The 21,503-nt window shown below is 59.0% G+C and carries 27 protein-coding genes; 11 read left to right on the top strand and 16 right to left on the bottom strand.

The window, feature by feature from the left end:
* Positions 1 to 97: 97 nt before the first annotated feature.
* From ACMGGW_RS16790 to purM, 4 genes are all read right to left on the bottom strand, one after another.
* Positions 98 to 313, bottom strand: coding sequence for a hypothetical protein (locus ACMGGW_RS16790; protein WP_043140451.1), 216 nt, complete (start codon positions 311 to 313; stop codon positions 98 to 100).
* 195 nt (positions 314 to 508) lie between these two features.
* Positions 509 to 1,060 carry a spermidine N1-acetyltransferase gene (gene speG / locus ACMGGW_RS16785; protein ID WP_004941631.1) on the bottom strand — a complete coding sequence of 184 codons (552 nt, stop codon included), beginning with the start codon at positions 1,058 to 1,060 and terminating at the stop codon, positions 509 to 511.
* A gap of 113 nt (positions 1,061 to 1,173) precedes the next feature.
* The gene (gene purN / locus ACMGGW_RS16780; RefSeq protein ID WP_021504400.1) at positions 1,174 to 1,812 is read right to left on the bottom strand and encodes a phosphoribosylglycinamide formyltransferase; all 639 of its coding nucleotides are present in this window, start codon (positions 1,810 to 1,812) and stop codon (positions 1,174 to 1,176) included.
* Positions 1,812 to 2,849 (bottom strand): phosphoribosylformylglycinamidine cyclo-ligase, encoded by a 1,038-nt coding sequence (gene purM / locus ACMGGW_RS16775; RefSeq protein WP_167324509.1) that lies wholly within the window; start codon positions 2,847 to 2,849, stop codon positions 1,812 to 1,814. The genes purN and purM overlap by 1 nt, the downstream gene beginning before the upstream one ends.
* Before the next feature lie 255 nt (positions 2,850 to 3,104).
* On the opposite strand from purM, the gene upp reads away from it, so the two are divergent.
* Together upp and uraA are read left to right on the top strand one after the other, a co-directional pair.
* Positions 3,105 to 3,731: a uracil phosphoribosyltransferase gene (upp, locus tag ACMGGW_RS16770; RefSeq protein ID WP_004941642.1), complete on the top strand. Its 627-nt coding sequence runs from the start codon at positions 3,105 to 3,107 to the stop codon at positions 3,729 to 3,731.
* 76 nt (positions 3,732 to 3,807) lie between these two features.
* Positions 3,808 to 5,097 carry a uracil permease gene (gene uraA, locus ACMGGW_RS16765; RefSeq protein WP_016926727.1) on the top strand — a complete coding sequence of 430 codons (1,290 nt, stop codon included), beginning with the start codon at positions 3,808 to 3,810 and terminating at the stop codon, positions 5,095 to 5,097.
* A gap of 47 nt (positions 5,098 to 5,144) precedes the next feature.
* On the opposite strand, the gene ACMGGW_RS16760 is transcribed toward uraA, so the two are convergent.
* The gene (locus tag ACMGGW_RS16760; RefSeq protein ID WP_016926728.1) at positions 5,145 to 5,393 is read right to left on the bottom strand and encodes a GlsB/YeaQ/YmgE family stress response membrane protein; all 249 of its coding nucleotides are present in this window, start codon (positions 5,391 to 5,393) and stop codon (positions 5,145 to 5,147) included.
* Between the two features lie 33 nt (positions 5,394 to 5,426).
* On the bottom strand, positions 5,427 to 5,942 hold the full coding sequence (locus tag ACMGGW_RS16755; protein WP_197832438.1) for an E3 ubiquitin--protein ligase: 516 nt from the start codon (positions 5,940 to 5,942) through the stop codon (positions 5,427 to 5,429).
* Positions 5,943 to 6,214: 272 nt separating this feature from the next.
* Between ACMGGW_RS16755 and hda the strand changes: the two genes are divergently transcribed.
* Positions 6,215 to 6,916 carry a DnaA inactivator Hda gene (hda, locus tag ACMGGW_RS16750; RefSeq protein WP_025159568.1) on the top strand — a complete coding sequence of 234 codons (702 nt, stop codon included), beginning with the start codon at positions 6,215 to 6,217 and terminating at the stop codon, positions 6,914 to 6,916.
* A 7-nt stretch (positions 6,917 to 6,923) separates the two neighbouring features.
* Here hda and ACMGGW_RS16745 read toward each other — a convergent pair whose 3' ends face one another.
* The 4 genes from ACMGGW_RS16745 to ACMGGW_RS16730 form a co-directional block, all read right to left on the bottom strand.
* Positions 6,924 to 7,469, bottom strand: coding sequence for a helix-turn-helix transcriptional regulator (locus tag ACMGGW_RS16745; RefSeq protein WP_197813368.1), 546 nt, complete (start codon positions 7,467 to 7,469; stop codon positions 6,924 to 6,926).
* A gap of 13 nt (positions 7,470 to 7,482) precedes the next feature.
* Positions 7,483 to 7,713: a hypothetical protein gene (locus tag ACMGGW_RS16740; protein ID WP_060434427.1), complete on the bottom strand. Its 231-nt coding sequence runs from the start codon at positions 7,711 to 7,713 to the stop codon at positions 7,483 to 7,485.
* Between the two features lie 200 nt (positions 7,714 to 7,913).
* The gene (arsC, locus tag ACMGGW_RS16735; protein WP_049296087.1) at positions 7,914 to 8,267 is read right to left on the bottom strand and encodes an arsenate reductase (glutaredoxin); all 354 of its coding nucleotides are present in this window, start codon (positions 8,265 to 8,267) and stop codon (positions 7,914 to 7,916) included.
* 20 nt (positions 8,268 to 8,287) lie between these two features.
* A complete protein-coding gene (locus ACMGGW_RS16730; RefSeq protein WP_025303839.1) occupies positions 8,288 to 9,757 on the bottom strand; it encodes a tetratricopeptide repeat protein in 1,470 nt (489 codons plus the stop codon).
* A gap of 340 nt (positions 9,758 to 10,097) precedes the next feature.
* Between ACMGGW_RS16730 and ACMGGW_RS16725 the strand changes: the two genes are divergently transcribed.
* Together ACMGGW_RS16725 and ACMGGW_RS16720 are read left to right on the top strand one after the other, a co-directional pair.
* On the top strand, positions 10,098 to 10,637 hold the full coding sequence (locus ACMGGW_RS16725) for an RrF2 family transcriptional regulator (RefSeq protein ID WP_025303838.1): 540 nt from the start codon (positions 10,098 to 10,100) through the stop codon (positions 10,635 to 10,637).
* Positions 10,638 to 10,797: 160 nt separating this feature from the next.
* Positions 10,798 to 12,006, top strand: coding sequence for an NAD(P)/FAD-dependent oxidoreductase (locus tag ACMGGW_RS16720; protein ID WP_025303837.1), 1,209 nt, complete (start codon positions 10,798 to 10,800; stop codon positions 12,004 to 12,006).
* Positions 12,007 to 12,042: 36 nt separating this feature from the next.
* On the opposite strand, the gene ACMGGW_RS16715 is transcribed toward ACMGGW_RS16720, so the two are convergent.
* On the bottom strand, positions 12,043 to 12,504 hold the full coding sequence (locus tag ACMGGW_RS16715; protein WP_019452433.1) for an Lrp/AsnC family transcriptional regulator: 462 nt from the start codon (positions 12,502 to 12,504) through the stop codon (positions 12,043 to 12,045).
* Between the two features lie 193 nt (positions 12,505 to 12,697).
* Here ACMGGW_RS16715 and ACMGGW_RS16710 point away from each other — a divergent pair, with 193 nt between their 5' ends.
* Positions 12,698 to 13,315 (top strand): LysE family translocator, encoded by a 618-nt coding sequence (locus ACMGGW_RS16710; RefSeq protein WP_025303836.1) that lies wholly within the window; start codon positions 12,698 to 12,700, stop codon positions 13,313 to 13,315.
* A 2-nt stretch (positions 13,316 to 13,317) separates the two neighbouring features.
* Here the strand turns inward: ACMGGW_RS16710 and ACMGGW_RS16705 are convergent, their stop codons facing one another.
* Together ACMGGW_RS16705 and ACMGGW_RS16700 are read right to left on the bottom strand one after the other, a co-directional pair.
* Positions 13,318 to 13,770, bottom strand: coding sequence for a GNAT family N-acetyltransferase (locus tag ACMGGW_RS16705; RefSeq protein WP_060448084.1), 453 nt, complete (start codon positions 13,768 to 13,770; stop codon positions 13,318 to 13,320).
* A gap of 43 nt (positions 13,771 to 13,813) precedes the next feature.
* Positions 13,814 to 14,416 carry a helix-turn-helix domain-containing protein gene (locus tag ACMGGW_RS16700; protein WP_043140438.1) on the bottom strand — a complete coding sequence of 201 codons (603 nt, stop codon included), beginning with the start codon at positions 14,414 to 14,416 and terminating at the stop codon, positions 13,814 to 13,816.
* A 43-nt stretch (positions 14,417 to 14,459) separates the two neighbouring features.
* Here ACMGGW_RS16700 and ACMGGW_RS16695 point away from each other — a divergent pair, with 43 nt between their 5' ends.
* Complete coding sequence (locus ACMGGW_RS16695; protein ID WP_025303833.1) at positions 14,460 to 15,152, top strand: B3/4 domain-containing protein; 693 nt, start codon at positions 14,460 to 14,462, stop codon at positions 15,150 to 15,152.
* 6 nt (positions 15,153 to 15,158) lie between these two features.
* On the opposite strand, the gene ACMGGW_RS16690 is transcribed toward ACMGGW_RS16695, so the two are convergent.
* On the bottom strand, positions 15,159 to 15,374 hold the full coding sequence (locus ACMGGW_RS16690) for a hypothetical protein (protein WP_025303832.1): 216 nt from the start codon (positions 15,372 to 15,374) through the stop codon (positions 15,159 to 15,161).
* Between the two features lie 852 nt (positions 15,375 to 16,226).
* Here ACMGGW_RS16690 and ACMGGW_RS16685 point away from each other — a divergent pair.
* Positions 16,227 to 17,303 (top strand): AI-2E family transporter, encoded by a 1,077-nt coding sequence (locus ACMGGW_RS16685; protein ID WP_025303831.1) that lies wholly within the window; start codon positions 16,227 to 16,229, stop codon positions 17,301 to 17,303.
* Positions 17,304 to 17,347: 44 nt separating this feature from the next.
* Here the strand turns inward: ACMGGW_RS16685 and bcp are convergent, their stop codons facing one another.
* Positions 17,348 to 17,812 carry a thioredoxin-dependent thiol peroxidase gene (bcp, locus tag ACMGGW_RS16680; protein WP_025303830.1) on the bottom strand — a complete coding sequence of 155 codons (465 nt, stop codon included), beginning with the start codon at positions 17,810 to 17,812 and terminating at the stop codon, positions 17,348 to 17,350.
* Positions 17,813 to 17,814: 2 nt separating this feature from the next.
* On the bottom strand, positions 17,815 to 18,420 hold the full coding sequence (locus tag ACMGGW_RS16675; RefSeq protein WP_394948107.1) for a glycine cleavage system transcriptional repressor: 606 nt from the start codon (positions 18,418 to 18,420) through the stop codon (positions 17,815 to 17,817).
* A 110-nt stretch (positions 18,421 to 18,530) separates the two neighbouring features.
* Here ACMGGW_RS16675 and dapA point away from each other — a divergent pair, with 110 nt between their 5' ends.
* From dapA to purC, 3 genes are all read left to right on the top strand, one after another.
* Positions 18,531 to 19,412: a 4-hydroxy-tetrahydrodipicolinate synthase gene (dapA, locus tag ACMGGW_RS16670; RefSeq protein WP_033644005.1), complete on the top strand. Its 882-nt coding sequence runs from the start codon at positions 18,531 to 18,533 to the stop codon at positions 19,410 to 19,412.
* A 16-nt stretch (positions 19,413 to 19,428) separates the two neighbouring features.
* Complete coding sequence (gene bamC, locus ACMGGW_RS16665; protein ID WP_197832441.1) at positions 19,429 to 20,481, top strand: outer membrane protein assembly factor BamC; 1,053 nt, start codon at positions 19,429 to 19,431, stop codon at positions 20,479 to 20,481.
* 170 nt (positions 20,482 to 20,651) lie between these two features.
* A complete protein-coding gene (purC, locus tag ACMGGW_RS16660; protein WP_019453889.1) occupies positions 20,652 to 21,365 on the top strand; it encodes a phosphoribosylaminoimidazolesuccinocarboxamide synthase in 714 nt (237 codons plus the stop codon).
* The last annotated feature ends 138 nt before the right edge of the window (positions 21,366 to 21,503 follow it).

The following is a 21,503-nucleotide window of genomic DNA, read 5'->3' as shown; positions in this document are numbered from 1 at the left end:
TCATGCAAATGAGCCAAGGTAAAAAGTACCACTATAGGCCACGGTTGACGGAAATCTAACACCCATATGAACGGCTCTTCGGAGCCGTTTTCTGTTTTTAACGTCCCCGCCCCGAAACCCGCAACACTACCCCCACCAGCAGCAACGCAGCCCCTGAGGCATAGAGCGGGAACCAACGCGTCCACCAGAGTGAGGAAAACAGCGGGGTGCTATTGGGATCTGCGGAGGCGTAGCCGCTATAGGTATTCAGGCCGGCGGCGATGGCGAGCATCGCCAGGCCGATAAAAAGCAGCAGGTTTGAGACGGTCGTCATGGCATTTTTCCTTTGTAGAGGCAGAGGGTAATTCTTACTATTAATTATTGTTCGATTAATTATCTCGGGAAATATTATTTATTTTCGTATTCATCTGGCTATTTCCTGACGATAAAATAATATGCCTTAATACTAGCCGCTTATTTCCCAATAAAAAACCCGCCTGGGCGGGTTTTCTCTTTTTCTCGCAAATTGTCACTTCACCAGCGGCTTATCATTGGGCGTTTTGAACTTCGCCAGATATTGCGGCTGGAAGATGCACATGCGCAGCACGGTGCGGTATTCGCCGTTGACGAAGAACTCGTCGATCAGTTCGCCTTCCACGTTGAAGCCCAGCTTGCTGTAGATGTGGATCGCCTTCGGGTTCTCCTTGTCGACGATCAGGTACAGCTTGTACAGGTTCAGCACCGAGAAACCGTAGTCCATCGCCAGACGGGCGGCGGTGCTGGCGTAGCCTTTGCCCTGGTGGGCAGGATCGATGATGATCTGGAACTCAGCGCGGCGGTGGATGTGATCGATCTCCACCAGCTCTACCAGGCCGACCTTGGCGCCTTCGTGCTCGATGATAAAGCGGCGTTCGCTCTGATCGTGGATGTGTTTGTCGTAGAGATCGGAAAGCTCGACAAAGGCTTCGTAGGGTTCTTCAAACCAATAGCGCATGACGCTGGCGTTGTTGTCCATCTGGTGGACGAACGACAGATCGTCCCGTTCCAATGGGCGTAACCTGACGCTGGCAGTGCTGGACATGTGGGCTCCTCTGTGCCGTGAAATTGTGCAAAGTATAACTTCACAGAATGGATGAAGGCGAAAAAAAACGGCGCCGCGTGGGCGCCGTTTAGGCAAGGTTCAGGCTGCGCGCATCAGTCGGCGGCGTGACCCTGCTCAGGCAGGCGTTCGCCGTCCAGCCAGGCGGCGCCATCGCGCATCGCCAGGCGACCGTCGACGAACCAGCTCACCACCAGCGGATAGATCGTGTGTTCTTGGGTTTGCACCCGTTCAACCACGTCATCCTCTTCGTCGTCAGCGAAAATCGGCACCTTGGCCTGTAAAATCACCGGGCCGCCGTCGAGCTGTTCGGTCACGAAGTGCACCGAGGTGCCGTGTTCGCTGTCGCCGTTGTCGATGGCCTGACGGTGGGTATGCAGACCCGGGTATTTCGGCAGCAGGGAAGGGTGGATGTTCAGCATGCGGCCGGCATAACGCTGCACGAACTGCGGGCTGAGGATGCGCATGTAGCCGGCCAGCACCACCAGATCGGGCTGGTGCTGGTCGATGGCGTCCGCCAACGCGGCGTCGAACGCCGTGCGATCGGCGTAGGCCTTGGCATCCAGCGCCTGGGCGGCGATGCCCGCCGCTTCGGCGCGTTGCAGGCCATAAGCCTGCGCCTTGTTGCTGAACACCGCCACGATTTCGGCGGCGATGCGGCCTTGCTGGCAGGCGTCAATCAGCGCCTGGAGATTGCTCCCCTGGCCGGAGACCAACACCACGATCTTTTTCATCAGTTGATGACCACTTGTTGTTCGTCGGAAGAGGCGGTCAGTTTACCGATTTTCCACGCTTTTTCACCTGCCGCGGTCAGCAGCGCGATGGCCGCTTCCACTTCGGCTTCCGGCAGGGCGATGACCATGCCTACGCCGCAGTTGAAGGTGCGGTACATTTCATGACGGCTGACGTTGCCGGCCTGCTGCAGCCAGGTGAACACTGCCGGCCACTGCCAGCTGGTTTCGTCGATCACCGCCTGCATGCCTTCCGGCAGCACGCGCGGAATGTTTTCCCAGAAGCCGCCGCCGGTGAGGTGAGCGATGGCGTGTACGTCCGCCTTCTCGATCAGCTCCAGCACGGACTTCACGTAAATCTTGGTCGGCGCCAGCAGGTGGTCGGCCAGCGGTTTGCCTTCCAACTGAGTGGCGGTCGGATCGGTGTTGCTCACTTCCAGGATTTTGCGCACCAGCGAGTAGCCGTTGGAGTGTGGGCCGGAAGCGCCCAGGGCGATCAGCGCGTCGCCGGACTGCACTTTGCTGCCGTCGATGATCTCGGATTTTTCGACCACGCCGACGCAGAAACCGGCCACGTCGTAGTCTTCGCCGTGGTACATGCCCGGCATTTCAGCGGTTTCGCCGCCCACCAGCGCACAGCCAGACTGTTTGCAGCCCTCGGCGATGCCGGTGATCACGCTGGCCGCGGTGTCCACGTCCAGCTTGCCGGTCGCGTAGTAGTCGAGGAAGAACAGTGGCTCGGCGCCCTGAACCACCAGATCGTTGACGCACATCGCAACCAGATCGATGCCGATGGTGTCGTGGCGTTTCAGATCCATCGCCAGACGCAGCTTGGTGCCCACGCCGTCGGTACCGGAAACCAGCACCGGCTCGCGGTATTTCTGCGGCAACGCACACAGGGCGCCAAACCCGCCCAGACCGCCCATCACTTCCGGGCGACGGGTCTGTTTAACTACACCTTTGATGCGATCTACCAATGCGTTGCCTGCATCGATATCGACACCTGCGTCTTTATAGCTGAGAGAGGTTTTGTCGGTCACTGCGCGATTCCCCACGACGATTTGCGGTTTGAAAACTGTGCTTCCGATGTTGATTCCGGAATAAGGCGCGGCAATTCTAACAGCGCAGGCAAACGTTTGCGAGCGGCTTGTGAACCGGCTCCGCTTTTTCGTCATCTATACTGATATTCAAACTTTTGTTGATCCCGATCGGGCTATTGTGGGTGGCGCGGCGAAAAAAAGGAGGTATAATCCCGCGATTTTTTTGGCCGCAACCACCTTAATAGGAGAAAAATGATGAAGATCGTTGAGGTGAAACACCCGCTGGTAAAACACAAGCTTGGCCTGATGCGTGAAAATGACATCAGCACCAAACGCTTCCGTGAGCTGGCCTCAGAAGTGGGTAGTTTACTGACCTATGAAGCGACCGCCGATCTGGAGACGGAAAAAGTCACCATCGAAGGCTGGTGCGGGCCAGTTGAAGTGGATCAGATCAAAGGGAAAAAGATTACCGTAGTGCCAATCCTGCGCGCAGGTCTGGGCATGATGGAAGGGGTGCTGGAGCACGTGCCGAGCGCGCGCATCAGCGTGGTGGGCGTATACCGCGACGAAGAAACCCTGGAGCCGGTGCCGTACTTCCAGAAGCTGGTTTCCAACATCGAAGAGCGCATGGCGTTGGTCGTCGACCCGATGCTGGCCACCGGCGGTTCGATGATCGCCACTATCGATCTGCTGAAGAAAGCCGGCTGCCACAGCATCAAGGTGCTGGTCCTGGTCGCAGCGCCGGAAGGCATCGCCGCGCTGGAGAAAGCGCATCCGGACGTTGAGCTGTACACCGCCTCCATCGATCAGTGTCTGAACGACAAGGGCTACATCGTGCCTGGCCTGGGCGATGCGGGCGACAAGATATTTGGTACTAAGTAAACATTTGAGCCGACTTAACGAGTCGGCTTTTTTTTGACTAAAACCTATAAAACCAATAAACCGAGGAAAAGCACACATGACCCGTCGCGCCATCGGCGTCAGCGAGCGCCCGCCGCTGCTCCAGACCATTCCGCTCAGCTTCCAGCACCTGTTCGCCATGTTCGGCGCCACCGTGCTGGTGCCTATCCTGTTCAAGATCAACCCGGCGACCGTGCTGCTGTTCAATGGCATCGGCACGCTGCTGTATCTGTTCATCTGTAAAGGCAAGATCCCGGCCTACCTCGGCTCCAGCTTCGCGTTTATCTCGCCGGTGCTGCTGCTGTTGCCGCTCGGTTACGAAGTGGCGTTGGGCGGTTTCATCATGTGCGGCGTGCTGTTCTGCCTGGTGGCGCTGATCGTGAAAAAGGCCGGCACCGGCTGGCTGGACGTGATGTTCCCGCCGGCGGCGATGGGGGCGATCGTCGCCGTCATCGGGCTGGAGCTGGCGGGCGTGGCGGCCAACATGGCGGGGCTGCTGCCGGCGGAAGGCACCAGCGCCGACTCGACCACCATCACCATTTCGCTGGTGACGCTGGCGGTCACGGTGCTTGGCTCGGTGCTGTTCCGCGGCTTCCTGGCGATTATTCCGATCCTGATTGGCGTGCTGGTGGGCTATGCGCTGTCGTTCTTCATGGGCGTGGTGGATTTAACCCCGATCCGCGAGGCGCACTGGTTCGCGCTGCCGACCTTCTACACCCCGCGCTTTGAGTGGTTCGCCATCTTCACCATTCTGCCGGCGGCGCTGGTGGTGATCGCCGAGCACGTCGGCCACCTGGTGGTGACCGCCAACATCGTGAAAAAAGACCTGATCCGCGATCCGGGCCTGCACCGCTCGATGTTCGCAAACGGCATCTCGACGGTGTTCTCCGGCTTCTTCGGCTCCACGCCGAACACCACCTATGGCGAGAACATCGGCGTGATGGCCATCACCAAGGTCTACAGCACCTGGGTGATCGGCGGCGCGGCGGTGCTGGCGATCCTGTTGTCCTGCATCGGTAAGCTGGCGGCGGCGATCCAGGCGGTGCCGGTGCCGGTGATGGGCGGCGTTTCCCTGCTGCTGTACGGTGTGATCGGCGCTTCGGGCATTCGCGTGCTGATCGAATCCAAAGTGGATTACAACAAGGCGCAAAACCTGATTTTGACCTCGGTGATCCTGATCATCGGCGTGAGCGGCGCCAAGGTGCACATCGGCGCGGCGGAGCTGAAAGGCATGGCGCTGGCGACCATCGTGGGGATCGGCCTGAGCCTGCTGTTCAAGGTCATCAGCTTGTTCCGCAAGGAAGAAGAGGTGCTTGACGCGCCGGACGAATCGGCGGAGCAGAAGTAACGAAAAGGGCAGCCCAGGGGCTGCCCTTTTGACTTATGGCATTCGCCTTAGCTGCGAATTTTGCGGTACACGAACAGCACCACGATGGCGCCGATAACCGCCACCACGAAGCTGCCGAAGTTGAAGCCGTCAACCTTGCCGTAGCCGAAGAAGGTGCTGATATAGCCGCCGACCACGGCGCCGATGATCCCCAGCACGACGGTCAGAATAAAGCCGCCGCCGTCTTTGCCGGGCATGATCCACTTAGCCAAAATACCGGCGATCAGGCCGAAGATAATCCAGGAAATAATCCCCATTTACTGCTCCTTTCTTTGGTGGCTGAGAATAGCTTACTGCTGGGTGGCCGGCTGAGTATTGCCGTTCACCGCCGCATCGGTCTCTTGTTTCAACTCTTGCGCTTTGTTTTCGGCGCTGCTCTTGATGGCTTCGGTCTTCGCCTTGGCCTGCTCGGTCAGATCGTTGGCGCCGTTGATGGCGTCGTTTTTGATGGCCTTGGCCTGATCCACCAACTGCTGGCTCTGTTTACCTGCGTCGTCTTTGATCGCGGCGGCTTTGGCCTTGGCGTCGTTGGTGATGGCGTCCGCCTGCTTGGCGGCGTCTTCTTTAATCGCCGAAGCTTTGTCTTTCAGCTGATCCGCCTGAGTGGCGGCCTCTTTTTTGATTTCATCCGCCGTCGCTTTTGCTTTGTCCGTCAGATCGTCCGCTTTTTTCTGGGCGGCGTCTTTCATCTGCTCGGCGCTGTCTTTGGCTTTATCCAGGTTGGCGTCAACCTTGGACGAGTCATCACAGCCGGCAACCAACAACCCGATAAAGGAGGCCAACAGCACTTTATTCCATACTTTCATCGTCTATATCCTTGCAGAAACCTTGTTGATGGTGATTGCATTTAGCCTACCTATACTAGGTCAGATTTTACTTAAATTACAAATTTAACCTGCGCAGGCATGGAGTTAGGGAATGATATCGGATAATTCTTGCCTCGACGGGTGCCGCAGCCGATCAAGCGGCGCTTAGGCATTGTTCACTATTGCGGCATAAGATCCTGCCGGTTCAACAGCGCCCGTTTTCTGTGTTAAACTGCCCACGTTTTTCTGCCAGTTTTGGTTGAGGTGCTTCTCTGAATACGCCGGCACAGCTTTCACTGCCACTTTATCTTCCCGATGATGAAACTTTCGCCAGTTTTTATCCGGGCGAGAACCCATCCCTATTAGCCGCGATCCAATCCGCCGTCCGTCAGGAACATGGCAGCTATATCTATTTCTGGTCGCGTGAAGGCGGCGGGCGCAGCCATCTGCTGCATGCGGCCTGCGCCGAGCTTTCGCAGAAAGGCGAAGCGGTGGGCTATGTGCCGCTCGACAAGCGCGCTTACTTCGTGCCTGAAGTGTTGGACGGCATGGAGCAGCTGGCGCTGGTCTGCATCGACAATATCGAATGTATCGCCGGCGACGAAGAGTGGGAGATGGCGATCTTCAACCTCTACAACCGCATCCTGGAAACCGGCCGCACCCGGTTGTTCATCACCGGGGATCGCCCGCCGCGTCAGCTGAACCTGCGTTTGCCGGATCTGGCTTCGCGCCTGGACTGGGGGCAGATCTACAAGCTGCAGCCGCTGTCGGACGAAGAGAAACTGCTGGCGCTGCAGCTGCGCGGCAAACTGCGCGGCTTCGAGCTGCCGGAAGACGTGGGCCGCTTCCTGTTGAAACGGCTGGATCGCGAGATGCGCACGCTGTTTATGACTCTCGATCAGCTCGATCGCGCCTCGATCACCGCCCAGCGCAAGCTGACCATCCCGTTCGTTAAAGAGATCCTGGGGCTGTAACGAGCCATCAAGCCTGTTTTTCTGCATGTTCCAGCAGGGTGCAATAATGCTCAACCTGCTGGCGTTGCCGATCGCTTCGCAGTTGCAAAGCGAGATTGATGTATTCCAGACACTGCGCATTGTCTGCAAGCCGTGGGTCGATTTTCCCCTGCTGTGCCAACCAGGCCGCCACGTCAGCCCAGCGCCATAGCGGTGAGGCTCCGCCGAGCCGTTGAATGGGGGAAGGGAAGCCGCCGGGGCCGCGAGTCCCGTCTTTTAGCATGGCGATCGCCTGACGTGACAGTTCAGTGAGCTCGGCAATATCGCTTAACCCTACCAGGCTGGAGTCCACCGATATCACCTTGGCGCCAATAATTGCAGACTCGATATCGCTGATGGCGCTGCAAATCGCGTGCGCAAAGTTATCGCTTTCTCGATCGAATTCCAGGTAAACGGCTTTACCGTAGAAACAGATCAGCGCGTCATCGCATCCCGCCGCATACAGCGCATCCTCTAGCCCGGCGGTATCGGCAGTGACCCCGCCCAGCGTCAATGCGAAATGATAAAGCGTCATGGTGATTCTCCGGTTATTTTTTCTGCGACAGCGCCAGGCAGTGATCGACCTTGCGCCGAATCTGTTTGGCATGTACCTCTGGGTTTTTTGGCGTGCTCCAGATGCTCATCATATGTTCTTGGTGCCCGACAAAGGCGCAATGTAGCCGACCAAATGCGTGCCCCTTACTGGGCCGAAAATACCAACCCTGAGAAAGGGCGTAAGCTAATGCCGCCTGAATGTGCTTGTCTGGGTGTTTTTTCATCGCTCGTCCAGTGATGCGCTCAGGGTAGGTGGGGTGTTGACGATTGTCAACGGCTGTTTCACCGAGAGATTTGGCGTTTGCGCAGCATAGCAGTAGAAGAAGACTGGGATGATGAAAAGTATTTATATAACAAACAATTAAAAATAGCCCTGTTCAGGGCTATTGGTATTTTGCGGTTCAATAACAGACTTTCCGGACGATTACAAAATCTCCAGCACCTGCTCCGGCGGTCGGCCGATGCGCGCCTTGCTGCCTTTTACCACGATCGGGCGTTCGATCAGTTTCGGGTTCGTCGTCATTGCCGCCAGCAGCTGCTCTTCGCTCAGGCTGTCGTCCGCCAGCTTCAATTCCTTGTACAGATCTTCTTTTTTGCGCATCAGCTCGCGCGCGGATGTGAAGCCCAGTTCCTTCAACAGCTTTTTCAGCTCATCGACCGTAGGGGGCGTTTCGAGGTACAGCACCACCTTGGGATCGACGCCGTGCTGTTCCAGCAGCGCCAGGGTTTCACGGCTCTTGGAGCAGCGCGGGTTGTGGTAAATCGTGACGTTTTTCATGGCGTTCATTCCTTGTTGAATCAGCTGCGTTGGTATTGGCGGAAGCGCTGTTGCAGTTGGCGCAGCTGGTCGATGCGCGCATCGTAGCGCGCCTGTTTTAGGCTGCCGAGTTTTTGCAGCGAGCTGGCATTGCTGAGCAGGCCGATGGCCTGATCGAGCCGGCCGTTCAGCGCCAGGCTTTCGGCACGGGCCGACAGCTCTTCATCGCGCAGCCCTTGTGCGGCGCTGGCCTGCGCCAGCAGATCCCAGCCGTTCGGATCGTCCGGATGGGCAAAGGTGTAGCGGTTCAGGATCTTCGACGCCTGCGCCGGCTGGTTGCCTTCGACATAGGCGTTGGCCAGGTTGAGCTGCAGCACCGGATTGTTGCTTTGGGCGGCGTTGGCCGCCTGCAGGCGGGCGATGGCCTGCGGCGCGCGTTTCTGGCCGAGATCGATGTCGGTCATCAGGTCGATCAGCCAGACGTTTTTCGCATCCTGCGCCAGCATCGGTTGAATGATATTGCGCGCGTCGTCGTATTTTTTCGCTTCATAGAACAGGATGGCGCGGCCGTATTTGGCGGCCGCCTGTTCGCGCACGTTGCCCTTGCTGAGCGAGCCGAGCAGTTCTTCGTTCAGGCCATAGCCTTCCGAACTGTACATGCCCAGTGCGCGCACTTTGGCCATCAGGTAATCCTGCGAGGACTGCACGATGTGTTTCGGCATCTGGTTGGCGCGGTTGCGTGCGTCGGAGAGGCGGCTGTCCGGCAACGGGTGCGTTAGCAGCATTTCCGGCGGTTTGGAGGCGTAGCGCGACTGATCCGAGAGTTTCTGCAGGAAGTCGGGCATCGCTTCCGGATCGAAACCGGCGCGCTGCAGCACCTGAATGCCGATGCGATCGGCTTCCTGTTCGTTCGATTGGGTAAAGCTGATCATGCCTTGCTGGGTGCCGGCCATGGTGCCGCTCAGCGCCGCCATGCCCATGGTCGGGTTGGCCATCGCCAGCAGGATGGAACCAAGCGCGCCCACCCAGGTCAACGGGGCGTTGCGCTGCTGATCTTCCATGGCGCGCGCCAGGTGGCGCTGGGTGACGTGCGAGATTTCGTGCGCTAGCACCGAAGCCAGCTGGCTTTCGTTGTCGCTGACGCGGAACAGGGCGGAATGCAGCACCACGTTGCCGCCGAAGAAGGCGAAGGCGTTGATTTCGTCGTTGCGCACCAGATAGAAATGGAACGGCGTGCGTACCGAATAGGCGCTGGCCACCAGCCGGTTGCCCAGCTGATTGATGTATTGGATTAGCAGCGGATCGTTGATCAGCGGGGCGCTGGCGCGCAGTTGGCGCACGTAAAAATCGCCCATCGCCAGTTCTTGTCCGATGCTCAGGGTGCCGCCGGCGGAGGTGCCCATATCCGGCAACTGGTCCTGGCTTTCCGCCTGTGCTGGCGCCAGGGCGGTGGCGTTCAGCGTGCCGAGCAGCAGCACCGCTAACGCGGTTTTGGTCAACCGGTTGGTCATAGTCAGGCGTTTCCCTTAAATAATCATTTCTAAGACGTCAGCAGCAGACAAGAGTTCTTTATTCCCACGGCGCAATCCGCGTGAAAGTGCGGCGGCTCACAAACCGCGGCGGCGGTGCCCATCACATCATAGTCAGCCGTTGGCAACAAGGAAACGTTAGCCGGGCGCGAATCGGGCAAAAAAGTTTTATTTTTCATTTCGAAGGGCGTTTTCTGCGTCGCCGGTGGCCTGCATTGTCAATAAAACACGGACAAAGTTGATCCGCGTTTTATTGACAAGATAAACGCAGACTCATATAGTCTGCGTTATTGAAGATTCATTGACGGTTGAAAACGGACATATGGCGTACATCACAACCAGCGTTGAATATGGCATCCACTGCCTGCTGTGGCTGGTCGGCGATAACCAGCGGGCGCTCAGCAGCCGCGAACTCGCCGAGTTGCAGGGCATCTCCCCCAGCTTTCTAGCCAAGATTTTCCCCAAGCTGGAAAAGGCGGGGATCGTCGCCGCCAGCGAAGGAGTGCGTGGCGGCTACCGGCTGGCGCGCCCGGCGGATGAGATCAGTTTTCTGGCGATCATCGACGCCATCGAAGGGCACAAGCCGCTGTTCGATTGCCAGGAGGTGCGCGGGCGCTGCGCGGTGTTCGATGACTCCCCGCCGGATTGGGCGGTCTCCGGCAAATGCGCTATCCATGCGGTGATGCTGCAGGCGGAGAAGGCGATGCGCGATGCGCTGGCGGCGCAGACTCTCGGTGCCGTCGCCGCCCGTTTTGGCCGCAAAGCGCCGCAAGGCTTCTTCGGCGAGGTCAACCTCTGGCTCGACGAGCGCATGACGGAACGCACCGCGCGCAGCGGCAAAACGGCGCGCGCCAAGACCTAACCACCGCCTTTCCTTAAAACGAAACACACTTTTTCCCGCCTCTTCGGAAGGGGCGGGCGGGCCTTCTGCACCCTGTTACGGGAGCGGGACGGCATCGTTCATCCGAAAAAACTGCGGGCAGCCTTGTCGCCCGGTTAACCCTGTATGAAGGAGTCATCCCATGACGCAGAAAATAGTGATTGCCGGTTCCGGTTTTGCCGGTTTTTGGGCCGCCGTGTCCGCCATGCGCGCCATTACCCTTGCCGGTAAGCATGACGATATCGAGGTGCTCATGGTTTCACCGACGCCAACCGTTACCATCCGGCCACGCCTGTATGAGGCCGTGCTGGAAAACATGAACCCGGACATTTCCGCGCAGCTCGCTGTCGTCGGTGTGCGCCACCTGGCCGGGACGGTAGAGCGTATCGATGCCGCTGCTAAAACGCTCACGGTGGCGCAGGCGACGGGGGAACCCCTTGAGTTGGCCTACGATCGTTTGGTGTGGGCCACCGGCAGCCGGCTGTCCGTGCCTGCGGTGCCGGGCTTTGCCGAATACGGCTTCAACGTCGATACGCTGGAAAGCGCACAGCGTTTGGGCGCCCATATCAACGCGCTGGCGGCCAAACCCTCGACGCCGGCGCGCAACACCGCCGTGGTGGTGGGCGCGGGGCTGACCGGGCTGGAGAGCGCGGCGGAGATGCCGCAGCGGCTGCGGGATGCGCTGGGCAAAGACGAGAACGTGCGCGTGGTGATCGTCGATACCGCCCCGGAAGTGGGCGCCGGGATGGGGGCGGAGCCGGGGGCGGTGATACGCCAGGCGTTGGCGGAGTGCGGCGTGGAAGCGCGGGCCGGCCTGCGCGTCTCGGCCATCGACGCCGAGGGGGTGATGCTGTCGAACGGTGAGCGCATCGCCGCCAACACGGTGATCCTGGCGGCGGGCGTGCGAGCGCATCCGCTGACCGAGCAGATCCCCGGCGAGCGCGACGGCAGCGGCCGGGTGATCGGCGACGCCTTCCTGCGCGCGCCGGCGGCGGCGGGCATTTTCGTGACCGGCGATACGGTGAAGGCGGCGACAGACGATCTCGGTAACCACAACCTGATGACCTGCCAGCATGCGCTGAGCCTTGGCCGCGTGGCCGGCCACAATGCGGCGGCGGAGCTGACGGGCTTGCCGGCGCACCCTTACAGCCAGCCGAAGTATGTGACCTGTCTGGATCTGGGCCCCTGGGGCGCGCTGTATACCGAAGGCTGGGAGCGCCAGGTGCGCTTTACCCGTGAGGAAGGCAAAAAGATTAAGCAGGAGATCAACACGCAGTGGATTTACCCACCGGCGGCGGATCGCGAGGCGCTGTTTGCCGTCGCCAATCCGGATTTCGTGATTGTGCCTTAAAGAAAAGAGAAAACGGGAGCGGTAACGCTCCCGTCGTCATTTGCCCAGCGGCAGGAACGAGCGCTCCGGCACCACGGTTTTCATCACCAGCGTGGAGCTCAGGCGCTGCACGCCCGGCAGAGCGGAGAGTTTCTCGTCGTAAAGCTGCTGGAAGGCGGGCAGATCGCGGGCGATCACGTGCAGCAGATAGTCGGGATCGCCAAACAGCCGCTGTGCCTGCACCACCTGCGGAATGTCCACCATGGCGTTTTCGAAGGTTTCAACGGCGCGGCGATCGCCTTCGCGCATGGTGACGAACACCAGGGCGGAAAAGTTATAGCCGAGGCTGCCGGGGTCGAGCTGGGCGCGGTAACCCCTGATCACCCCGGACTCCTCTAATGCCCGCACCCGGCGGTGGCAGGGAGACACGCTCAAACCGATCCGCTCGGCCAGCTCGGTTACCGACAAACGGCCATCGACCTGCAGTTCAGCAAGAATCTTGCGATCAATCTTATCCATTTGGAAAAATTTCCCTGCTTATGCCGATTTCAGGCAAGTAATTGAAAGCACATTTTAACGCCTTGAGGATATTCTTGCCATCTGTTGAACGGTTTTGACGGCCACCGCGGCAGGCGGAGGCCGTTCTTCTTCCACGAGGAAAGGCAATGGTTCTCTGTTTGGTGTGGCGTGGCGCGTCTGAGAGGGCGCCGGCATGACGCTCGCTCTGTTCGCCGCTTTTTGGGCGGTGTCGATTTTGTTGGTGATCACGCCGGGTATGGATTGGGCCTATGTGATCTCGGCGGGCATTCGCGGCCGGGTGGTGGTGCCCGCCGTCGCCGGCTTGCTGTTCGGCCATCTGCTGATGATTGCGATTGTGGTGGCGGGCGTCGGCGCGCTGCTGGTCGGCAACCCGCTGGCGCTGACGGCGCTCACCCTGTTGGGGGCGGCTTATCTGTTGTGGATCGGTTTCAACATGCTGCTGCACCCGCCAGTGCCCGGCGCCGGTGAAGATCAGCGTTCCGATTCCTGGCTGCGCTGGGCCGGCAAGGGCGTGTGCGTCAGCGGCTTGAACCCCAAGGTGTTTCTGCTGTTTCTGGCGCTGCTGCCGCAGTTTACCGACGCCCGAGCCGAATGGTCGGTGCCGATGCAGATGCTGGCGTTGGGCGTCGTGCATTTGATCAGCTGCGGCCTGGTGTATCTGCTGGTGGGATTCGGTTCGCAGTCGGTACTGCGCACGCGCCCGCAGGCTGCGAAGATAGTGGGGCGCATCTCCGGCGCGGCGATGATCGTCATCGCGCTCGGGCTGCTGGCCGAGCAGGCCCTGAAATAGCATTACCGTCGATAGATGTCCGGCCGGGCGATCTGCCAGACAAAGTCGGGGTGGTTGATGGCCGAATAGCCCACTTTCTCATAGAGCCAGGGGGCGGTGCTGGTGACCAGCATGATTCGCCTCAGCTTCGCCATCAGCGGATGGGCCTGGCAGCATTCCGCCAGCCACAGGCCCAGCCCGCTTTTTTGATGCGTCTCCAACACGTACACGTCGCACAGATAGCCGAAAGTGGCGTAATCGGTGACCAGCCGGGCGAAACCGATCTGCCTGGCCTCGTGATACAAACCGAAGCACAGGCTGTGGGTGAGGGACTGGCGAACGGTTTCTTTATCGATTCCCTCCGCCCATGACGAACGGGTCAGAAAAGCGTGGATGGCATCGAGATCAAGCAGGGCGGGATCGGTGCTGACGAGATAGTCCGCACGCTGCCAGACAAGTGCGGCAGGGGTTGTCATGATGATTCTTCTCCTGTGAAAGCGTTCAGGTCAGGGCCGCCGTTCAGGCGTGCAGTTCGGCGACCGTCATGGTGAAAATCAGCGTGTCTTCGCCCTCGTTGGCGTACCGGTGCGGGCCGTCCGTTCTGGCGACCGCCGAACAGCCCGGCGCAATTCTGAGCTTGGTTTGTTCGACGGCAAGGCTTAAGACGCCTTGCTCAACGTGCAGCAGCTCAAACGTGCCCGTCGGGTGGCCGCCCGATGCATAGGATTCCCCGGGCGCCATTTCCCACCGCCACAGTTCTATCATGTTCGGGCCTTGGGTGCCCGCCAGCAAACGGGCCGAACCGCCGCTATCGCCATGCCACAGCGTGGGAATATCTTGGCTTTCAATCAGGTAGGCGGCGGGCGCGCGGGTGACGTTGACGATGTCCGCCACCGAGAGACCCAGCGCCGCCGCGAGCTTGCACAGGATGGCGATGCTGGGATTGGCGGCGCCTTTCTCGATCTCCACCAGCATGCCCTTGCTGACGCCCGCCCGGCGCGACAGTTCGTCCAGCGATAGCTTTTGGCTTTTTCTCTGTTGCTTGATGCGATGTGACACCGCTTCGCTGACGGTTTGCACGTCGGCGCCAAACTCGGTCGGTCTGTTGACTTTTTTGTTCATCGGTCAATATTATGCAATAAAATGGTCAATATAGGATTATTTGATGATTTTAGTCGATCCGTCAATCGATCCGGCCGTCGCTGCGCTGGCACCCGGTTTCCGGGCGTTGAGCATTACCGCGGTTGCGGCTCCCATAGCCCATCCGGACGTGGGGGCGTTAGCGTTGGCGCAAGCCTGTCGCGCCCTCGGCGAGGAAGACGCACCCTGGGCAGAGGCGCATCTCACGGCCTGGCGCGAGGTTTTCATGCAGTTTGGCGCCAAACCCAAGCGTACGCCCTGTTCCGCCGACGCCCTGCGCAAGCGCGCGCTGCGCGACGGCACGATGCCCAGCATCGATCCGGTCGTCGATCTCTATAACGCCGTCAGCATCCGTTATGCGGTGCCGGTGGGGGGCGAGAATATCGCGGCCTATGTCGGCGAGCCGCGGCTGATCGTCGCGGATGGCAGCGAACTGTTCGATACCGTCAAGGAGGGGGCGGTGATCCATGAATCGCCGGAGGTGGGCGAAGTTGTTTGGTGCGACGATCGCGGCGTGACCTGCCGCCGCTGGAACTGGCGCCAGGGGGTCAGAACCCGGTTGAGCGCCGAGGCCGAGCGGATGTGGTTCATCCTGGAGAGCCTGCCGGCGATGCCGTTGGCGGCGCTGCACGAGGCGGGCGACGAATTGATTGCCGGTTTACGGCAAATGATGCCCGGCGTCACGGTAGAGCAACGGCTCATCGGCTGCGCCTCGTAACGGGTGTCAGCACTGGCGGCGGACCAAACCGGTGATCAAATCCAGCGCGTCGTCCGCCGCCGCGATTTCGCTTTCGCTGAGCGCTTGCCGTTCGATGAAGCTCTCGATCGCTTCCAACAGGGAGAAGACGCTGATTTCATCCCCTATCTTCACGACTTCGCAAACGCCACGCCCGATCGCCAGACAGATGGCTTCATCAAATTCACACGGTTTGCTGTTCATCTTTCCCCCTACGGCGTTTGGGATGATATCGGCCATGCTACCGGTTTTTTCCCGACGGCTGTCTGATGAAAATCCCATTTTTTCGTTGATGCTGACTGGCGCACGACCGCGGGCATTGGCGAAATTCTGATTTCCTCACCGTGGTCAAATTTCCCTTGTGACCACCGTGCCGGCGCGGTATTGTCGCCAAATGACGACAATACCGCCTCATTGTCCGCATAAAAAATTCATGACGTTATCATCCCTTCATCCCGCTGCCGTGCGGGATTTTTTTATGAGGTTTATCTCAAAGTGCGGATAACCTCGACGCGATCGCTTGCCATGCTCTGAGAATAATCCTAGCTTGAAATAGTCATTTAGGGTTAGCAATCCCTCATGGCCTCCTTGTAACACTTGATGCACCAGAACGTTTTCTCCCCCGCTGCGGCGGGGGTTTTTAATGACGTGCATCAGAAAAGGCCGCAACGCAAGAACCGACAGAGTTCGTGACGATAACCAGTTTAAGTATCAGGGGACGGGACTATGAAAAATGATCTGGCGGCGGCGATCGCGATTGGCTGTGTGTTGTTGTTCGCATTGGCAGTCGGTTCGCCCCTTTCTATCGGTACCTCGCTGTAATCTTCCGCGGCCCCGTTCGGGGCCGCTCACCGAACCTGTCGCCGCGTCTGCGGATTTTTGCGCCGATCGCCTGCCCGCGCGATAAAATCAGCCAAATCGCTGTTGATGTATGGTGAACTTTGAGTACTCTGAGTGCTTTGCACACCTCGCGTGCGCCCGTTCTATCTATGCTTTAATCAGGCCCATCACAGGAATCGCCATGCCCGCCCGCCAAATCTCGAGGAGCCCGCTCTGATGCTGGAGATGTTATTACAGTGGTACCGCCGCCGCTTCACCGATCCGCAGGCTATCGCGCTGCTGGTGATCCTGGTCGCCGGGTTCCTCATTCTCTATTTTCTGCACGGCATTCTGACCCCGTTGCTGGTCGCCATCGTGCTGGCGTACCTGCTGGAGTGGCCGACCGCGCGCCTGCAGCGCATCGGCTGTTCGCGCACCTGGGCGGCGAGCATCATGCTGTTGGTGTTCGCGGGCGTTGCCATGCTGCTGGTGTTTGTCGTCGCGCCGACCGCTTGGCAGCAGGGCATCAATCTGATGAGCGATCTGCCGGGCATGCTCAACCAGTTCTATAACTTCGCCGCGACGCTGCCGAAGCGTTATCCAGCGCTGGTGGATGCCGGCATCATCGACATGATGGCGGAAAACCTGCGCAGCCGGCTGTCCGGCATGGGCGAATCGGTGGTGAAATTCTCGCTGGCGTCGCTGGTCGGCCTGCTGACGTTGGCTATCTACCTGATCCTGGTGCCGATGATGATGTTCTTCCTGCTGAAGGACAAAGATCAACTGTTGAACGCGGTGCGCCGCGTGCTGCCGCGCAATCGCGGCCTGGCGGGGCAGGTCTGGAACGAAATGAATCAGCAGATCACCAACTATATCCGCGGCAAGGTGCTGGAGATGGTGATTGTCGGTGTGGCGACCTACCTGGTGTTCGCCGTGCTGGACATGCGCTACTCGCTGCTGCTGGCGGTGCTGGTGGGCTTTTCGGTGCTGATCCCCTACATCGGCGCGGTGCTGGTCACCATACCGGTGGTGGTGGTGGCGCTGTTCCAGTGGGGCGTCGGCGCCGATTTCTGGACGCTGATCGTCGCCTATCTGGTGGTACAGGGGTTGGACGGCAACCTGTTGGTGCCCATTTTGTTCTCCGAAGCGGTCAACCTGCATCCGCTAGTGATTATCCTGGCGGTGATCGTGTTCGGCGGGATGTGGGGCTTTTGGGGCGTGTTTTTCGCCATACCGCTGGCGACGCTGGTGAAGGCGGTGATTCACGCCTGGCCCGATGAACTGCGGGTCGAGGTGGAAGACAAGGCCGGCTGACAGGGAAGAAACGAAGCGCAGCAGGCCGCTGCGCTTCGTGAGAATTACTGCTGCAGGTAGCTCAGAACGATGTCGTGGTGATTGGTGGTTTTGAAATCATCAAACACTTTTTCAATCTTGCCGTTGGCGTCGATCAGGAAGCTGATGCGGTGAATACCGTCGTAGGTCTTGCCCATGAAGGTTTTCTCGCCCCACACGCCAAACTGTTGCGATACCTGATGATCTTCATCAGACAACAGCGTGAAGTTGAGCAGCTCCTTTTCGGCGAAGCGCGACAGTTTTTCCGGTTTGTCGGTGCTGATGCCCAGCACTTCGACGCCGACCTTTTTCAATTCGTCCATGTTGTCCCGCAGGCCGCAGGCTTGCACGGTGCAGCCCGGCGTCATCGCCTTCGGATAGAAATAGACCAATACTCGCTGTCCCTGGAAGTCGGCCAAATTAATTTCCTCACCGTCCTGGTCAGGCAAACTAAATTTCGGCGCTGTGTCACCGGCTTTCAATGGGCTCATCACTACTCTCCATCTTTCTCATCATGCTGTGGATAGTTCACCACGCTAATACTGCCTTGCGCGTTCAATTCTGTACATAGGCGATGGAAGGCTTGCTCAATATTTGAGGCATCCCGATCGCCGGAGCTGTGGGCGGTGATTTGGATATACAGCTGCGGTGGCAGGTCGCCGTCCGCCGGCTGCGTGCGCGAGACCAGCTCGGCGATATTCATCTGGCTGGAGTCGAACAAATCGGTAAAGCGTTCGATGATATGCGGCGAGTCCTTGACTTCCACCTGCACCCATACCGTGGCCGGCATCGGCGGCCTTTCGTGCGAGTTTGTGCGCTTCATCACGATCAGCAGATCCAGCTCCGCGCCTTTTTGCGGCAGGGTGGATTCGATCAGGGTGATGGCGTTCCAGCTGCCGGACAGCAGCATGATGAACGTGAACTCCTCCCCCAGCATGGCCAGACGGCTATCTTCGATATTGCATCCGCAACTGCTGACGTGGCGGGTGATGGTATTGACGATTCCGGGGCGGTCGACGCCGAGCGCGGTAATCACGAGATAGTGTTCGTCTGACTGAGGCAAAATAGCGCTTCCTGTCGTGCTTATTGGGGTTACCATGGTAAACATAAAAAAAACCGCCTGCCAAGCGCTTACAACGCGGTTGTGCGCTTGCTTTTGGATAGGCAGCAAAAGTACCATGAGTGACTTGTTTGTGGAGGGGACGGCCAATGTTTACGGGAAGTATTGTTGCACTGGTTACGCCGATGGACGACAAAGGTGCTGTCGATCGCGCGAGCCTGAAAAAATTGATCGATTATCATGTAGCCAGTGGCACCGCGGCGATCGTTTCCGTAGGGACCACCGGCGAGTCCGCAACGCTTGCCCATGACGAGCACGTTGACGTGGTGCTGCAGACGCTGGAGCTGGCCGACGGCCGCATCCCGGTGATCGCCGGCACTGGCGCCAACGCTACCGCCGAAGCCATCGCGCTCACCACCCGCTTCGCCAACACCGGCGTGGTGGGGTGTCTGACGGTGACGCCGTACTACAATAAGCCGACGCAGGAAGGGCTGTATCAGCACTTCAAGGCGATCGCCGAGAGCACCGAGCTGCCGCAGATCCTGTACAACGTGCCTTCGCGCACCGGTTGCGACATGCTGCCGCCGACCATCGCTCGGCTGGCGAAAATCAAGAATATTGTTGCTGTAAAAGAAGCGACGGGGAACTTAAGTCGCGTTAGTCAGATCCAAGTGCTGGTTGACGATGAAGATTTCATTTTGCTGAGCGGCGACGACGCCAGCGGGCTGGACTTCATGCAACTGGGCGGCAAAGGGGTGATTTCCGTGACGGCCAACGTGGCCGCGCGCGAGATGGCGGAACTTTGCGCGCTGGCGGCGCAGGGCAAGTTTGCCGAAGCGCGCCGCTTAAATCAGCGCTTGATGCCGTTGCATCAGGATCTATTTGTAGAAGCAAACCCAATTCCGGTGAAGTGGGCCTGTAAGGCGTTGGGATTGATGGCAACCGATACGCTGCGTCTGCCGATGACGCCGTTGAGTGAAACCGCCCGCCCGGTGGTGGAGCGCGCGCTGAAAAGCGTCGGTTTGCTGTAACTCTAAGGGAAATTTGATGGCTTATTCATTGCAAAAGTCGACGGTAGCAAAAGTAGTGGGCATCTCTTTGGTGATGATGCTGGCAGCCTGCAGCAGCGATCAGCGCTACAAGCGCCAGGTCAGCGGCGACGAGGCCTACCTCGACGCGGCTCCGCTCAAGGCGCTGAACGCGCCGTCCGGCATGATCCTGCCGGTGCAGAGCGGCAACTATGACGTTCCCGCCACGAAGCTGCAAGGCAACGTCGGCAAGCAGCTGGACATTCGTCCGCCGGTGCAGCCGTTGGCGCTGCTGAGCGGTTCACGTGCGCAATACGCCGGCGACAGCGGCACGCTGCTGCTGGAAAACAGCCCGCAGAACCAGAACCTGTGGTCGCGCGTCGTCAGCCTGCTGCAGGCGAAGAACATCGCGATCGCTTCCCGCCAGGACGCCGGTCAGACCCTGACCACCGACTGGGTGAAGTGGAACCGTCTGGACGAAGACAACCAGTACGAAGGCCGTTATCAGATCAGCGTGCAGCAGCAGGGCTACCAGCAGGCGCTGGTGGTGAAAAGCGTTGGCCTGCAGCAGCAGGGCAAGAGCGAGCAGGTGACCGACCAATCTGAGATTCAGCGCTACAACGGCATGATGATCAACACCCTGATCGAAGGCCTGGACAAGCAGGACAACCTGGCGAGCAGCCAGACCGCCAGCCGCTTCGGCACACTGGACGTGCAGAGCGGCGCCGATGACACCGGCCTGCCGATGCTGGTCGTGCGTGGCCCGTACACCGTTGTGTGGGATCGCCTGCCGCCGGCGCTCGAAAAACTGGGGATGAAAGTGGGTGACCGCAGCCGTCCGCAGGGCACCGTCGCCGTGACCTACAAGTCCCTGAGCAGCAGCGATTGGGATGCGTTGGGCGTTAAGGATCCTGAACTGGCGGAAGGGGATTACAAGCTGCAGGTCGGCGATCTCAACAACCGCACCAGCCTGCAATTCATCGATCCGAAAGGCAAACCGCTCACCCAGTCGAAAAACGATGCACTGGTGGCGGCATTCCAGTCTGCCTTCAGTAAAACCAGCGTTAACTAATCAAAAAGGGGCCTCGGCCCCTTTTTGTTTTGTCTATACGGTATCGTTTGCGTCGCAGGTTTGGCACAATAGTGTCCGGCACGCCAAAGAATTCATTAGGTCAATTCTATACCCCCTAATTTCGGGCCGCGCTCGGGAGACAACGGGGATACATCACTGGAGTAAGTAAGATGCAAAAGCTAGCTGAGCTGTATCGCGGAAAGGCAAAAACCGTTTACACCACCGAGAATCCCGATCTGTTGGTGTTGGAGTTCCGCAACGATACGTCAGCACTGGATGGTCAGCGCATTGAGCAGTTCGATCGCAAAGGCATGGTGAACAACAAGTTCAACCATTTCATCATGAGCAAACTGGAAGAAGCCGGCATCCCGACCCAGATGGAGCGTCTGCTGTCCGACAACGAAGTGCTGGTGAAGAAGCTGGACATGGTGCCGGTGGAATGCGTGATCCGCAACCGCGCCGCCGGTTCGCTGGTGAAGCGTCTGGGCATCGAAGAAGGTCTGGTGCTGAACCCGCCGCTGTTCGATCTGTTCCTGAAAAACGACGCCATGCACGATCCGATGGTGAACGAATCCTACTGCGAAACCTTCGGCTGGGTGAGCAAGGAACATCTGGCGCGCATGCGTGAGCTGAGCTACCGCGCCAACGAGGTCTTGACCCAGCTGTTCGATGACGCCGGCCTGATCCTGGTCGACTTCAAGCTGGAGTTCGGCCTGTTCAACGGCGAAGTGGTGCTGGGCGATGAGTTTTCGCCGGACGGCAGCCGCCTGTGGGACAAAAACACCCTGGACAAGATGGACAAAGACCGTTTCCGTCAAAGCCTGGGCGGCCTGATCGAAGCCTACGAAGAAGTGGCGCGCCGCATCGGCGTGAAGCTCGACTAAGCGTTGGCACCGCCATTCGGGGCGATCCGGCCGGATCGTCCCGCTATTCTGCGTTTTTCCAGAAAATTTCTACATTTCCTCCGCGGCAGACCATTTATAATGATGGATGCGAGATGACTAAAACCTATCCCACTCAGG

The sequence above is a fragment of the Serratia sp. BNK-4 genome, assembly GCF_048685115.1.
Taxonomy (GTDB): domain Bacteria; phylum Pseudomonadota; class Gammaproteobacteria; order Enterobacterales; family Enterobacteriaceae; genus Serratia; species Serratia bockelmannii.
The sequence above is the reverse complement of the archived record's forward strand: the minus strand, read 5'-3'. Positions and strand labels throughout refer to the sequence as shown.

What these genes read in the sequence shown, in the direction of transcription:
- ACMGGW_RS16790 (WP_043140451.1), bottom strand. Translation starts at nt 313, where the DNA reads ATGACGACCGTCTCAAACCTGCTGCTTTTTATCGGCCTGGCGATGCTC.
- speG (WP_004941631.1), bottom strand. Translation starts at nt 1,060, where the DNA reads ATGTCCAGCACTGCCAGCGTCAGGTTACGCCCATTGGAACGGGACGAT.
- purN (WP_021504400.1), bottom strand. Translation starts at nt 1,812, where the DNA reads ATGAAAAAGATCGTGGTGTTGGTCTCCGGCCAGGGGAGCAATCTCCAG.
- upp (WP_004941642.1), top strand. Translation starts at nt 3,105, where the DNA reads ATGAAGATCGTTGAGGTGAAACACCCGCTGGTAAAACACAAGCTTGGC.
- uraA (WP_016926727.1), top strand. Translation starts at nt 3,808, where the DNA reads ATGACCCGTCGCGCCATCGGCGTCAGCGAGCGCCCGCCGCTGCTCCAG.
- ACMGGW_RS16760 (WP_016926728.1), bottom strand. Translation starts at nt 5,393, where the DNA reads ATGGGGATTATTTCCTGGATTATCTTCGGCCTGATCGCCGGTATTTTG.
- ACMGGW_RS16755 (WP_197832438.1), bottom strand. Translation starts at nt 5,942, where the DNA reads ATGAAAGTATGGAATAAAGTGCTGTTGGCCTCCTTTATCGGGTTGTTG.
- ACMGGW_RS16745 (WP_197813368.1), bottom strand. Translation starts at nt 7,469, where the DNA reads ATGACGCTTTATCATTTCGCATTGACGCTGGGCGGGGTCACTGCCGAT.
- ACMGGW_RS16740 (WP_060434427.1), bottom strand. Translation starts at nt 7,713, where the DNA reads ATGAAAAAACACCCAGACAAGCACATTCAGGCGGCATTAGCTTACGCC.
- arsC (WP_049296087.1), bottom strand. Translation starts at nt 8,267, where the DNA reads ATGAAAAACGTCACGATTTACCACAACCCGCGCTGCTCCAAGAGCCGT.
- ACMGGW_RS16730 (WP_025303839.1), bottom strand. Translation starts at nt 9,757, where the DNA reads ATGACCAACCGGTTGACCAAAACCGCGTTAGCGGTGCTGCTGCTCGGC.
- ACMGGW_RS16725 (WP_025303838.1), top strand. Translation starts at nt 10,098, where the DNA reads ATGGCGTACATCACAACCAGCGTTGAATATGGCATCCACTGCCTGCTG.
- ACMGGW_RS16720 (WP_025303837.1), top strand. Translation starts at nt 10,798, where the DNA reads ATGACGCAGAAAATAGTGATTGCCGGTTCCGGTTTTGCCGGTTTTTGG.
- ACMGGW_RS16715 (WP_019452433.1), bottom strand. Translation starts at nt 12,504, where the DNA reads ATGGATAAGATTGATCGCAAGATTCTTGCTGAACTGCAGGTCGATGGC.
- ACMGGW_RS16710 (WP_025303836.1), top strand. Translation starts at nt 12,698, where the DNA reads ATGACGCTCGCTCTGTTCGCCGCTTTTTGGGCGGTGTCGATTTTGTTG.
- ACMGGW_RS16705 (WP_060448084.1), bottom strand. Translation starts at nt 13,770, where the DNA reads ATGACAACCCCTGCCGCACTTGTCTGGCAGCGTGCGGACTATCTCGTC.
- ACMGGW_RS16700 (WP_043140438.1), bottom strand. Translation starts at nt 14,416, where the DNA reads ATGAACAAAAAAGTCAACAGACCGACCGAGTTTGGCGCCGACGTGCAA.
- ACMGGW_RS16695 (WP_025303833.1), top strand. Translation starts at nt 14,460, where the DNA reads ATGATTTTAGTCGATCCGTCAATCGATCCGGCCGTCGCTGCGCTGGCA.
- ACMGGW_RS16690 (WP_025303832.1), bottom strand. Translation starts at nt 15,374, where the DNA reads ATGAACAGCAAACCGTGTGAATTTGATGAAGCCATCTGTCTGGCGATC.
- ACMGGW_RS16685 (WP_025303831.1), top strand. Translation starts at nt 16,227, where the DNA reads ATGCTGGAGATGTTATTACAGTGGTACCGCCGCCGCTTCACCGATCCG.
- bcp (WP_025303830.1), bottom strand. Translation starts at nt 17,812, where the DNA reads ATGAGCCCATTGAAAGCCGGTGACACAGCGCCGAAATTTAGTTTGCCT.
- ACMGGW_RS16675 (WP_394948107.1), bottom strand. Translation starts at nt 18,420, where the DNA reads ATGGTAACCCCAATAAGCACGACAGGAAGCGCTATTTTGCCTCAGTCA.
- dapA (WP_033644005.1), top strand. Translation starts at nt 18,531, where the DNA reads ATGTTTACGGGAAGTATTGTTGCACTGGTTACGCCGATGGACGACAAA.
- bamC (WP_197832441.1), top strand. Translation starts at nt 19,429, where the DNA reads ATGGCTTATTCATTGCAAAAGTCGACGGTAGCAAAAGTAGTGGGCATC.
- purC (WP_019453889.1), top strand. Translation starts at nt 20,652, where the DNA reads ATGCAAAAGCTAGCTGAGCTGTATCGCGGAAAGGCAAAAACCGTTTAC.